Source organism: Streptomyces sp. RKAG290 (genome assembly GCF_023701695.1).
Classification (GTDB): domain Bacteria; phylum Actinomycetota; class Actinomycetes; order Streptomycetales; family Streptomycetaceae; genus Streptomyces.
The window spans coordinates 4966276-4979145 of the sequence record NZ_JAJOZC010000001.1 but is presented as its reverse complement, the minus strand read 5'-3'; the positions used below and the strand labels follow the sequence as shown (position 1 = coordinate 4979145).

Sequence of the window (12870 nt, the reverse complement as noted above, 5' to 3'; positions counted from 1 at the left end):
GCGCGGGCTACGGGTGGCGGTGGCGCCAGCCCTGCCACGCGGAGTCGATCATCTCGTCCACGCCGTACCGGGCCGACCAGCCCAGCTCCGCGCGGATCCGGTCGGCCCCGGCGACCACACGCGCCGGGTCACCGGCGCGGCGGGCGGTCACCTCGGGGGCGACATCCCCGTTGTCCGTCACCTTGAGGATCCGTTCGACCATCTCCCGTACGGAGCTGCCCTCACCGCGGCCGATGTTCAGCGTGAGATCCGTGCCGCGCTCGGCCTCGTCGAGCCGGAGCGCGGCCGCGAGGTGGGCGGAGGCGATGTCCTCGACGTGGATGTAGTCGCGGATGCAGGTGCCGTCCGGCGTCGCGTAGTCGTCGCCGAAGATCCGCGGGCCCTCACCTGCCTCAAGGCGCTCGAAGACCATCGGGATGAGGTTGAACACCCCCGCGTCGGCGAGCTCGGGCGAGGCGGCACCGGCGACGTTGAAGTAGCGGAGCGAGGCGGCGCGCAGGCCGTGGGCCCGGGCGGCGGCGTGGATCAGCCATTCGCCGACGAGCTTGGTCTCCCCGTACGGACTCATCGGTGCGCAGGGGGTGTCCTCGGTGACGAGGGCGACGTCGGGCATGCCGTACACGGCGGCCGACGAGGAGAACACCAGCCGGTCGACGCCCGCGTCGACCATGCTCTCCAGCAGCACCTCGAGGCCGGTCACGTTCTCGCGGTAGTAGTAGAGGGGCCGCTCGACGGACTCGCCCACCTGCTTCTTGCCCGCGATGTGCACCACACCGGTCACACCGTGGTCGCGGATCGCGGCGTCGAGAGCCTGCCGGTCGAGGACGCTGCCGGTGACCAGGGGCACCCCGGCGGGCACCTTCTCGGCGTTCCCGGTCGACAGGTCGTCGTACACGACGACCTGCTGACCGCCCGCGAGCATCGCGCGCACCACGTGTGCGCCGATGTATCCCGCCCCGCCCGTAACCATCCAGGTCATTCGTGCGTCTCCCTGTCCGAGGTCCTGCCGTCCGGTTCACTCTACGTGCACATAAAGTCGGATCGACGGACCGGGCCTCACCGCTCAAAGCGGGCTGACAGCAATCAATTAGGCTGTCCGGGTGCTGGACGCCGCCCCGCTGACCAACGGTGCGCGCCGCGCCCCTCGCACAAATCTTCGGACAGCTCTCTGGACTGGTGGACGATGCCTCGACTGACACTCATCGTGCCTGCGTACAACGTGCAGGGGTACATCGGGGAGTGTCTCGACTCCGTGCTCCAGCAGGACTTCACCGACTTCGAGATCATCGGCGTCGACGACTGCTCGCCGGACGGTTCCGGCGCGATCCTCGACACGTACGCGCAGCGTGACTCCCGTGTCCGTGTGCTGCATCTCACCGAGAACGTGGGTCTCGGCCGCGCGCGCAACGCCGGCCTCGACCTGGCGACCGGCGACTACGTGCTCTTCCTCGACAGCGACGACACGCTCGCCCCCGGCTCGCTGTCGGCCATCGCGGCCCGCCTCGCCGTGACGGACGACCCCGACATCCTGGTCTACGACTACACCCGCAGCTACTGGGACGGGCGGCTGCTGCGCAACAAGCGTGCGGAGCTGCTGGAGGAGAGCGGTCCGGACGTCTTCACGCTGGCGGACCGGCCGCAGTTGCTGGACCTGCTGCAGATCGTGTGGAACAAGGCCTACCGCCGCGACTTCGTCGCCCGCCACGGGTTCCGCTTCCCGCCCGGGTACTACGAGGACGCGCCGTGGACGTACACCTCGCTGATCTCGGCGGAGAGCATCGCCGTCCTCGACCGCTCCTGCGTGCTGTACCGGCAGCGGCGTGAGGGCGGGAACATCCTGCGGACCGTCAGCCGCAAGCACTTCGACGTCTTCGACCAGTACGACCGCGTCTTCGGCTACCTGGACGAGCGGCCGGACCTCGACTCCTGGCGGCCGGCCCTGTTCAGGAAGATGGTCGACCACTACCTGACCGTGCTGGAGAAGCCCGGCCGGCTGCCGCACAGCGCCCGGGCCGAGTTCTTCCACCGCGCGGCCAAGGACTACCGCAGCCGCATCCCGGAGGGCTTCGAGCGGCCGCCGGGCGGCAAAGGCTACAAGTACGCGCTGCTGGGCGTCGACTCCTATTCGGCGCTGGTCGGCGTGACCCGGGTCAACAACGTGCGCAACCGGGCCCGGCTGGGCAGCCGTGCCCGGGTCGGCCGGGCCAAGCGCGCCGCCCTCGGCATGTTCTACAAGTCCCAGCTGCGGATGCCGCTGGACGACAACCTCGCGGTGTTCTCCGCGTACTGGGGCCGCGGCTACTCCTGCAACCCCGCGGCGATCGAGGCGGAGCTGGGGCGGCTGGCCCCGGGCATGCGCCGCGTCTGGGCGGTCAGGTCCGAGCACCGCGACCGGGTGCCCAAGGGCGTGGAGAGCGTGGTCGTCGGGTCCCGCGAGTACTGGGCGGTGATGGCCCGCGCCAAGTACCTGACGAACAACGTGAACTTCGGCGACACCGTGATCAAGCGCGAGGGCCAGATCCATCTGCAGACCCACCACGGCACCCCGCTGAAGACGATGGGGCTCGACCAGGCCCAGTTCCCCGCGTCCACCAGCATGGACATGGAGAAGCTGCTCAGCCGGTGCGACCGCTGGGACTACAGCCTGTCCGCCAACCGGTTCTCCACCACCGTGTGGGAGCGGGTGTACCCCTGCCGGTACACCTCGCTGGAGACCGGCTACCCGCGCAACGACGTGCTGCTCAACTCCACCGCGGCGGACGTCTCGCGGGCCCGGCGCGAGCTCGGCCTGGCGGACGGCACGACGGCGTTCCTGTACGCGCCGACGCACCGCGAGTACCAGAAGTCCTTCGCCCCCCGGCTCGATCTGCCGAAGCTGGCCGAGGAACTGGGACCCGACGTCACCCTGCTGGTGCGCGGCCACTACTTCTACAAGCCGACCGGCCGGCTCGCCGATCTCCAGGCCAGCGGCCGGATCATCGACGTGTCCGCGCACGCCGACGTCGAGCAGCTCTACCTCGCGGCGGACGCGCTCGTCACGGACTACTCGTCGGCGATGTTCGACTACGCCAACCTGGACCGGCCGATCGTGATCTACGCCGACGACTGGGACACCTACCGGGTCGTGCGCGGCACCTACTTCGACCTCATGGCCGAGCCCCCGGGTGCCGTCGCGACCAGCCAGGAGCAGCTCACCTCGGTGCTGGGCTCCCAGGAGTGGCGGAGCGAGAAGTCGGCCGGGCTGCGCAGGGCGTTCCGGGAGCGCTACTGCGACTACGACGACGGCCGCGCCGCGGAACGCGTCGTGCGCAGGGTCTTCCTGGGCGAGCAGACGCTGCTGCCGGTGATTCCGCTCGACGAGCGCACCCCGGCCCCCTCCCCCGCCGAGGCGCGCGAGCGGGCCGACCACTCCTGACCACGCACGTCCGGGAACAACCGGACGTCCGGAAAACCGAACGGTCCCGGCTCCCCGAAGGGAACCGGGACCGTCGGCGGTCCTCCCGCGCGGTTACGCGAACGGGTCGAACTCCTGGTACTCCTTGCTGACGTCGTCGCGCTCGTCCTCGCGGTCACGACGGCGCTGAGCGGCCGGACGCGGCTCCTCGAGCCGGTGGTCCTCGCCACGGCGGCCGAGCATCTCCGCACCGGCCGTCACCGTCGGCTCCCAGTCGAAGACGACGGCGTTGTCCTCGGCCCCGATGGCCACTCCGTCGCCCGCGCGGGCTCCGGCCTTGCGCAGCGCGTCCTCGACACCGAGCCGGTTCAGCCGGTCCGCGAGGTATCCGACGGCCTCGTCGTTGTTGAAGTCGGTCTGGCGCACCCAGCGTTCGGGCTTCTCGCCGCGCACCCGGTAGATGCCGTCGTCCTCCAGCACCACGGTGAACCCGGCGTCGTCCACGGCCTTGGGCCGGATGACGATACGGGTCGCCTCCTCCACCGGCTTGGCGGCACGCGCCTCGGCGATGACTCCGGCCAGCGCGAAGGAGAGCTCCTTGAGACCGGTACGGGCCACGGCGGAGACCTCGAAGACGCGGTATCCGCGGGCCTCCAGGTCCGGACGGATCATCTCCGCCAGGTCCTGGCCGTCCGGGATGTCGATCTTGTTGAGGACGACGATGCGGGGCCGGTCGTCCAGACCGCCGTACAGCTTCAGCTCCTCCTCGATCATGTCGAGGTCGGAGACCGGGTCACGGTCGGACTCGAGCGTCGCCGTGTCCAGTACGTGCACGAGCACCGAGCAGCGCTCGACGTGGCGCAGGAACTCCAGGCCGAGGCCCTTGCCCTGGCTGGCGCCCGGGATCAGGCCCGGGACGTCGGCGATGGTGTAGACGGTGCTGCCCGCGGTGACCACGCCCAGGTTCGGGACGAGGGTCGTGAACGGGTAGTCGGCGATCTTCGGCTTGGCGGCCGACAGGACCGAGATCAGCGAGGACTTACCGGCGCTCGGGTAGCCCACCAGGGCTACGTCGGCGACGGTCTTCAGCTCCAGGACGATGTCCCGGCTCTCACCGGGCTCGCCGAGCAGCGCGAAACCGGGCGCCTTGCGCCGGGCGGAGGCCAGCGCGCCGTTGCCCAGGCCGCCGCGGCCGCCCTGGCCGGCGACGAACATGGTGCCCTGGCCGACCAGGTCGGCGAGCACGTTGCCGTCGGTGTCGAGCACGACGGTGCCGTCCGGCACGGGCAGGATCAGGTCCTGGCCCTCCTTGCCGGTGCGGTTGTCACCGGCACCGGGCTGGCCGTTGGTGGCCTTGCGGTGGGGTGGTGGTGATAGTCGAGGAGGGTGGTGACGGCCTGGTCGACGATCAGGGTCACATCACCGCCACGGCCGCCGTTGCCGCCGTCCGGGCCGCCGAGCGGCTTGAACTTCTCACGGTGAACGGAGGCGCAGCCGTGGCCCCCGTTACCCGCGGCGGCATGCAGCTCGACGCGGTCCACGAAGGTGGTCATGGTTGGAACCTCCAGTTACATACGTGCAGAAAAGTCTCGCTCGTGCCCCTGTAGGAGCAACACGCGAAAGGCGGACCCACTTCCCGTTACAGGAAGTGAGGTCCGCCTCCACGTCAAACCGCTCGACGAGCGCCGAAAATCAGCCGGCGATCGGAACGATGTTCACGACCTTGCGGCCACGGTGCGTGCCGAACTCGACCGCACCGGCGGCGAGGGCGAACAGCGTGTCGTCGCCGCCACGGCCGACGCCCGTGCCCGGGTGGAAGTGGGTGCCGCGCTGGCGGACCAGGATCTCACCGGCGTTGACGGCCTGACCGCCGAAGCGCTTCACGCCGAGCCGCTGAGCATTGGAGTCGCGCCCGTTCCGAGTGGACGATGCGCCCTTCTTATGTGCCATGTCTCCTCAGTCCCTTACTTCGCAGCCGCGGGGATACCGGTGACCTTGATCGCCGTGTACTGCTGGCGGTGACCCTGGCGACGGCGGTAGCCGGTCTTGTTCTTGTAGCGAAGGATGTCGATCTTCGCGCCCTTGTGGTGGTCCACGATCTCGGCCTGGACCTTGATGCCGTCAAGCACCCACGGGTCGCTGGTCACGGCGTCGCCGTCGACAACGAGCAGGGTAGAGAGCTCTACCGTGTCGCCAACCTTGGCGGTGGAAATCTTGTCAACCTCAACGATGTCGCCGACAGCAACCTTGTGCTGGCGACCACCGCTGCGCACGATGGCGTACACGCGGATCTCACTCTCACTCGAAGCGGAAACCTCTGAAGCCAGCCGCTCACACGGGTCCGGGGACCCGTGATGATCCGGATTGGACGAGCGGCCTCTCCCGTACGAGCGGGAGGTGATTGCTCAGAGGTGTGGCGAAACAAACGCCGACGGTCAAGATTACGGGGCCTCGGACAGCCCGGTCAAACCGGGCCCCCCGACTCAGGCCCCGGCGGCCCTGACGTAGTCGGCGTAGGCGTCCCTGATCCCGTCCTCGGACAGGTTCAGATGTTCCAGGATGGTGAACCGGCCCGGCCTGGTCCGGGGCGCGAAGGCGACCACCGAGGCGAATTCGTCCGCGCTGAAGCCGATCTCCTGCGCGGTGACGGGCAGACCGTGGCGCCGCAGCGTCTCGGTCATCCGCACGGACTCCTGATGGGCCCCGCGCAGGTGCATCGCGAACGCCGCACCCAGACCGCACTGCTCCCCGTGGCTGGCCGCCCGCTTGGGGAAGAGCAGGTCGAAGGCGTGGTTGATCTCGTGGCAGGCGCCGGAGGCGGGGCGGCTGTCGCCGGCCACCGACATCGAGATGCCGGTGAGCACGAGGCCCTCCGCCAGCACCTGGAGGAAGCTGTCGTCGCCGACGGCCCCCGGGTGGCGCAGCACGGCCTCGCCGGCCTGCCGGGCCATCGCGGCGGCCAGTCCGTCGATGTCCTCGCCGTTGACCCGGTGGGCGAGCTCCCAGTCCGCCACCGCGGAGATGTTGGAGAGCGCGTCCCCGATCCCGGACCGCACGAAGCGGACCGGGGCCTCACGGATGATGTCGAGGTCGATGACGACGGCGATCGGGTTCGGAACACCGTACGAGCCGCGGCCCGCGTCGTTGTCCAAGGTGGCCACCGGCGAGCACAGACCGTCGTGGGACAGGTTCGTCGCCACGGCGACCAGCGGCAGCCCGATGCGGGCTGCGGCGAACTTCGCACAGTCGATGATCTTGCCGCCGCCGAGGCCGACCACGGCGTCGTACCGGCCGGACTTCATGGCCTCGGCGAGCTTGACGGCGTCATCCAGCGTGCCGCCGCCCACCTCGAACCAGGAAGCACCCGGCAGGCTGTCCGAGAGCCGCTCGCGCAGCGCCCGGCCGGAACCGCCGCTGATCGCGACCGCCAGCTTGCCCGACCCGGAGATCCGCTGATCGGCGAGGACACCCGCGAGATCGGCCAGAGCGCCCGCGCGGATGTCGACGACGACCGGCGCCGGTATCAGCCGGGTCAGTACTGGCACGCGATGGTCCTCCCCTTGGCCAGGTCCTCGTGGTTGTCGATCTCGACCCACTTGACGTCGCCGATCGGCTCCACGTCGACCTTGAAGCCGCGGTTGACGAGCTCCTGGTAGCCGTCCTCGTAGTAGAGGTCCGGGTCGCGCTCGAACGTCGTCTTCAGCGCGTCCGCGAGCTCCTCGGCGGCCTCGCCCTCGATGAGGGTGACACCGATGTACTCGCCGGTGGCCTCGGCCGGGTCCATCAGCTTGGTGATCCGCTGAACGCCCTTGGCAGGATCGGCGACGACCTTCATCTCCTCGTCGGCGAGCTGCTTCACCGTGTCGAGGGCCAGGATGATCTTCTTGCCGTCGCCGCGGGCGGCGAGCAGCGTCTTCTCGACGGAGACGGGGTGCACGGTGTCGCCGTTGGCGAGGATCACGCCGTCCTTGAGGGCGTCACGGCCGCACCACAGGGAGTAGGCGTTGTTCCACTCCTCGGCCTTGTCGTTGTCGATCAGCGTGAGGCTGACGCCGTACTTCGCCTCGAGGGCGGCCTTGCGCTCGTACAGGGCCTCCTTGCGGTAGCCCACGATGATCGCGACCTCGGTCAGGCCGACCTCGGCGAAGTTGCCCAGCGTCAGGTCGACGACGGTCAGGCTCTCCTCGTCGCCCTCGGGGCCGACCGGCACCAGGGCCTTGGGAAGCGTGTCGGTGTAGGGGCGCAGACGGCGGCCGGCGCCGGCCGCCAGAATCATGCCGATCATGAGGGTTCTCCTTGGTCCTTGGTGCGTGTTCTCGGGTGGAGTGCGTGCGCCGTACGGGCGCGGTGGTTCAGAGCTCGGAGGCTACGAAACCACGCAGCCAGGCACGGAAGTCCGGGCCCAGGTCCTCGCGTTCGCAGGCGAGTCTGACGATGGCCCGCAGGTAGTCGCCGCGGTCGCCGGTGTCGTAGCGGCGGCCGCGGAAGACGACGCCGTGCACCGGACCGCCGAGCTTCTCGTCGGCGGCCAGCTGCTGCAGCGCGTCCGTCAGCTGGATCTCGCCGCCCCGGCCCGGCTGCGTCTCACGCAGCACGCCGAAGACCGCAGGGTCCAGGACGTAGCGGCCGATGACGGCCAGATTGCTGGGTGCGTCGCCGGACTCAGGCTTCTCGACCAGTCCGGTGACCCGGACGACGTCGCTCTCCGCGGTGGCTTCGACCGCGGCGCATCCGTACAGGTGGATCTGCTCGGGCGCGACCTCCATCAGCGCCACGACGCTGCCGCCCTCGCGCTCCTGGATCTCGGTCATGCGCGCCAGCAGCGGGTCGCGGGGGTCGATCAGGTCGTCGCCGAGGAGGACCGCGAACGGCTCGTCGCCCACATGGGGCTCCGCGCACAGGACGGCGTGGCCGAGGCCCCGCGGGTCGCCCTGGCGGACGTAGTGCATGGTCGCCAGGTCACTGGACTCCTGGACCCTCACCAGTCGCTCGTCGTCGCCCTTGCGGGTCAGCGCCGACTCGAGCTCGTAGTTCCGGTCGAAGTGGTCCTCCAGAGCGCGCTTGTTGCGCCCGGTGATCATCAGTACGTCGCTCAGCCCCGCGGCGGCGGCCTCCTCCACGACGTACTGGATGGCGGGCTTGTCGACCACCGGCAGCATCTCCTTGGGAGTTGCCTTCGTCGCCGGGAGGAACCGCGTACCGAGCCCGGCCGCCGGTATGACTGCCTTCTGGATCTTGCGCATGTGCTTGAGACTTCCGTGTCCACTGAGAAGAGTGCGGGTCAGACGGGGGCGGCAGTACGCAGCCGACCCGGTTCCTGTGACGGAACCGGTCCGGCTGCGTAGTGGCGCACCGTGCGAGGAGGTCAGACCTCGTCGGCCGAAGCGTTCACGGAGGACGGCGCCTGCTGTTCGGCAGCCACCGTCTTCTTCGTTGCCGCCTTCTTGGCCGTCGTCTTCTTCGCGGCGGTCTTCTTGGCCGTCGTCGTCTTCGTGGTGGCCGCCTTCTTGGCAGTGGCCTTCTTGGCGGTCTTGCGGGCCGCCTTCTTGGCCGGTGCCGGTTCGGCGTCGGGCTCGGTCTCGGACACCGGCTCGGCGGCGGCCGTCACCACGACGACCTCGGCCTCGTCGGCACCGGTCGGGGAACCCGCGGGCGCGGTGGCCTTGCGGGTCGCCCGGCGCCGGGCACGCGGCGGTGCGGCCGGCTCCTCGGCCGGGGCCTCCACGTGCGGCGCCTCGACCACCGGGTCCTCGGCGGCGACGGGGTCGGCGTCGGACACCGGCTCCTCGGGGCCTGCACCGGCTCGGCCGGGGCCGGCGAACCCGCAGGAGCGGTCGCCTTGCGGGTCGCCCGACGGCGCGTACGGCCCTGCGGCGCCTCGGCAGCCGGCACCTCGGCCACCGGAGCCTCGACGACCGGCTCCGGCTCCACGACGGGCTCCGGCTCCACGACCGGCTCGGCCACGGGGGCCGCGGCGGGCGTGGACTTCGGGGCACCGGCCGGGGCCGATGCCTTACGGGTCGCGCGGCGACGGCCACGGCCACGCGTGGCGGCCGCCTCGGCCTCGGCCGCGCTGCTGTACAGCTCCTCGTCCGCGACGAACTCCGGCTCGGGCAGCGCCAGTGGGGCGGCGACCTCCGCCGCGACCTCGGCCTCGGTCTCGGCCTCGACGTCGCTCTCGTGGTCCTGCTCGTTCTCGTGGCCGTGGTCGTGGTCGTGGTCCTGGCCGGAGCCGCCGCGGCGCTTCTTGGCGCGCTTGCCGTTGCCGCCGCCGCCACCCACCGAGGTGGGCTGCTCCATGTGCACGATCACGCCGCGCCCGTTGCAGTGGACGCAGGTCTCGGAGAAGGACTCCAGCAGGCCCTGGCCGACCCGCTTACGGGTCATCTGGACCAGGCCGAGCGAGGTGACCTCGGCGACCTGGTGCTTCGTACGGTCGCGGCCCAGGCACTCCAGCAGACGCCGCAGCACCAGGTCCCGGTTGGACTCCAGCACCATGTCGATGAAGTCGACGACGACGATGCCGCCGAGGTCGCGCAGCCGCAGCTGGCGCACGATCTCCTCGGCCGCCTCCAGGTTGTTCTTGGTGACGGTCTCCTCGAGGTTGCCGCCCTGGCCGGTGAACTTGCCGGTGTTGACGTCGACGACGACCATCGCCTCGGTCTTGTCGATCACCAGCGAGCCGCCGCTCGGCAGGTAGACCTTGCGGTCCAGCGCCTTCATGAGCTGCTCGTCGATCCGGTAGGTCGCGAAGATGTCGACCTCGGAGGTCCACCGCGACAGCCGGTCCGTCAGGTCGGGCGCCACGTGCGAGACGTAGCCGTGGATGGTGTCCCACGCCTCGTTGCCGCTGACGATGACCTTGGAGAAGTCCTCGTTGAAGATGTCGCGGACGACCCGGACGGTCATGTCCGGCTCGCCGTAGAGCAGCGTCGGCGCGTTGGAGCTGCCGCTGCTCTTCGACTTCTTCTGGATGTCCTCCCACTGGCCCTGCAGCCGCTCGACGTCGCGGCGCAGCTCGTCCTCGCTCGCGCCCTCCGCCGCGGTACGGACGATGACGCCCGCGTCCTCGGGGACGATCTTCTTGAGGATCGTCTTCAGCCGGGCACGCTCGGTGTCGGGCAGCTTGCGGCTGATCCCGGTCATCGAGCCCTCGGGCACGTAGACCAGGTAACGGCCGGGCAGCGAGACCTGGCTGGTGAGGCGGGCGCCCTTGTGGCCGATCGGGTCCTTCGTCACCTGGACGAGGACGGACTGGCCGGACTTGAGCGCGGTCTCGATGCGGCGCGGCCCGTGGGCCATGCCGAGCGCCTCGAAGTTGACCTCACCGGCGTACAGGACGGCGTTGCGGCCCTTGCCGATGTCGACGAACGCGGCCTCCATGGACGGCAGGACGTTCTGGACCTTGCCCAGGTAGACGTTGCCGACGTAGCTGGTGGCCTGCTCCTTGTTGACGTAGTGCTCGACGAGCACGTTGTCCTCAAGAACGCCGATCTGGGTGCGCTCGCCGTTCTGGCGGACGACCATGACGCGCTCGACGGCCTCACGGCGGGCCAGGAACTCCGCCTCGGTGATGATCGGAACCCGGCGGCGGCCCTGCTCACGGCCCTCGCGGCGGCGCTGCTTCTTCGCCTCCATACGGGTCGAGCCCTTGATGGACTGGACCTCGTCGAAGCCGGTGCCGGGCTCGCGCTCGGCTTCCTTCTTACGGGGCTCACGGACCTTGACGACCGTGCGCTCCGGGTCGTCCGTGCCGTTCTCGGCGTCGGACGAGGAGTCACCGCTGCGACGACGACGGCGCCTGCGACGACGGCTGCTGCTCGACCCGGAGGCACCGGAGTCGTTGTCGTCCTGCTCGTCGTCGCCCTCGTCCTCGGACTCGTGGGCGCGCTCGTGCTCGTCGTCGGAGTGACCGGAGTCGTCGTCGTCCGTGTGCTGCTCGGCGGCATCGTCCTCGGCGGACTCGCCACGGCGGCGGCGACGGCCACCGCGACGGCGGCGGCGCGAGGGCCGGTCGCCGTACTCGTCGTTGTCCTCGGCGTCGTGCTCGGTGTCGCTCTCGCTCGAAGGCTCGTGCTCCTCCTCGGCCTGCTCCTGGGCCGGGGCTGCGGCCGGGGCGGGTGCGGCGGCGGGCTCGGCCTCGGCGGCCTCACCACGGCGGCGGCGACGGCGGCGGGAGCCGCCCTGCGGCGCTGCCTCGGCGGGCGCGGGAGTCTCGGTGGCGGGGGTCTGCTCCTCGGCCGCCACGATCTCGTCCTCGGGCTCCTCCTCGTGCGAGGCGGGGGCTCGGCCGCGGCGGCCGCGGCTGCCGTCTCCGGGGTCTGGAACATCGGCTCGGCGAAGACCGGCGCCTGGAACACGGCCACGGCAGGGCGCTCGGCGCGACGGCTCCTGCGCGCGGGCTCCTCGACCTTTCCGGTGAACTCGGGCCGGCCCGCGGCAGCGGTGGCCCGGCGGCGCTGGCGGCCGCGCGGGGCGGCCTCCTCGACCTCGGCGGGCTCGGCGGCCAGCTCCTCGACGGCTTCCTCGGGCAGGCTCTCGCCCGTCCGGACCTCGGCGCGCTCCTCGGCGGCTTCGGTGACCTGCGGGGCACCCGCCGGAGCGGTCGCCTTGCGGGAGGCACGACGGCGGCCGCGCGGGGCCTCGGCGGGCTCGGCCGGTTCAGTGGTCTCTGCGGGCTCCGCGGCCACGACCGGCTCGGCGGCGGCTGCGGGCTCGGTCCGGGTGGCCTGCGGGGCACCGGCCGGGGCGGAGGCCCTGCGCCGGGCACGGCCGCGCGGCGCCTCGGCGGCGACGGGCGCGGCTGCGGCGGGCTCGGGGCTCTCCGCGGGGGCTGCGGTCTCCTCGACGATCTCGACGGGCTCGGCGGCCTGCGGGGCGCCCGCGGGCGCCGTTGCCTTGCGGGAGGCGCGACGACGCGCACGCGGCGCCTCGACGGGCGGCTCCGCCGCTACGGGCTCGTCCTGCACCGGCTCCGCGGTGACGGAAGCCACCACGGGCTCCACGATCTCGGCGACCTCGGCAGCCTGCGGGGCACCCGCGGGCGCCGTTGCCTTGCGGGAGGCGCGACGACGCGCACGCGGCGCCTCGACGGGCGGCTCCGCCGCTACGGGCTCGTCCTGCACCGGCTCCGCGGTGACGGAAGCCACCACGGGCTCCACGATCTCGGCGGCCTCGGCAGCCTGCGGGGCACCCGCCGGAGCGGTCGCCTTACGGACCGCGCGACGACGCGCACGAGCGGGCGGCGCGGCCTCGGCCGGGGTGTCCGCGGGGGTGGGGTCAGCCTCTGCGGCGTCAGCAGCCGGTGCGGCCGGGGCGCCGGTGGCACCCTGCTCACCCGACGGCGGGCCGGCGGGGCGGGACGCCGCGCGGCGCCTGCGGCGCGGCGGCAGCTTGTCTCCGGGGGTGTTGTTGTCTTCTGCGTTCCCGGTCGTGCCGGGTTCGGTCGGCTCAAGCATGCGGGCGGTTCTCCCGTC

General features: G+C 71.2%; 7 protein-coding genes and 2 pseudogenes. 1 reads left to right on the top strand and 8 read right to left on the bottom strand.

The window, feature by feature from the left end:
• Nucleotides 1-7 precede the first annotated feature (7 nt).
• On the bottom strand, nucleotides 8-979 hold the full coding sequence (gene galE / locus LNW71_RS21885; protein WP_250969780.1) for a UDP-glucose 4-epimerase GalE: 972 nt from the start codon (nucleotides 977-979) through the stop codon (nucleotides 8-10).
• Between the two features lie 204 nt (nucleotides 980-1183).
• On the opposite strand from galE, the gene LNW71_RS21880 reads away from it, so the two are divergent.
• Nucleotides 1184-3415 (top strand): bifunctional glycosyltransferase/CDP-glycerol:glycerophosphate glycerophosphotransferase, encoded by a 2232-nt coding sequence (locus LNW71_RS21880; protein ID WP_250969779.1) that lies wholly within the window; start codon nucleotides 1184-1186, stop codon nucleotides 3413-3415.
• Nucleotides 3416-3508: 93 nt separating this feature from the next.
• On the opposite strand, the pseudogene obgE reads toward LNW71_RS21880, so the two are convergent.
• From obgE to LNW71_RS21845, 7 genes and pseudogenes are all read right to left on the bottom strand, one after another.
• Nucleotides 3509-4947: pseudogene (obgE, locus tag LNW71_RS21875) on the bottom strand (GTPase ObgE).
• Nucleotides 4948-5086: 139 nt separating this feature from the next.
• Nucleotides 5087-5344, bottom strand: coding sequence for a 50S ribosomal protein L27 (rpmA, locus tag LNW71_RS21870; RefSeq protein ID WP_018103204.1), 258 nt, complete (start codon nucleotides 5342-5344; stop codon nucleotides 5087-5089).
• A 14-nt stretch (nucleotides 5345-5358) separates the two neighbouring features.
• On the bottom strand, nucleotides 5359-5679 hold the full coding sequence (rplU, locus tag LNW71_RS21865) for a 50S ribosomal protein L21 (protein WP_015577124.1): 321 nt from the start codon (nucleotides 5677-5679) through the stop codon (nucleotides 5359-5361).
• Between the two features lie 198 nt (nucleotides 5680-5877).
• A complete protein-coding gene (locus tag LNW71_RS21860) occupies nucleotides 5878-6939 on the bottom strand; it encodes an iron-containing alcohol dehydrogenase family protein (protein WP_250969778.1) in 1062 nt (353 codons plus the stop codon).
• A complete protein-coding gene (locus tag LNW71_RS21855; protein WP_250969777.1) occupies nucleotides 6927-7679 on the bottom strand; it encodes a phosphocholine cytidylyltransferase family protein in 753 nt (250 codons plus the stop codon). Before LNW71_RS21855 ends, LNW71_RS21860 begins: the two co-directional genes overlap by 13 nt.
• Before the next feature lie 67 nt (nucleotides 7680-7746).
• Entirely contained in the window at nucleotides 7747-8637 is an 891-nt protein-coding gene (gene galU, locus LNW71_RS21850; RefSeq protein ID WP_250969776.1) for a UTP--glucose-1-phosphate uridylyltransferase GalU, read from the bottom strand.
• 122 nt (nucleotides 8638-8759) lie between these two features.
• A pseudogene (locus LNW71_RS21845) lies at nucleotides 8760-12852 on the bottom strand (Rne/Rng family ribonuclease).
• Nucleotides 12853-12870 lie beyond the last annotated feature (18 nt).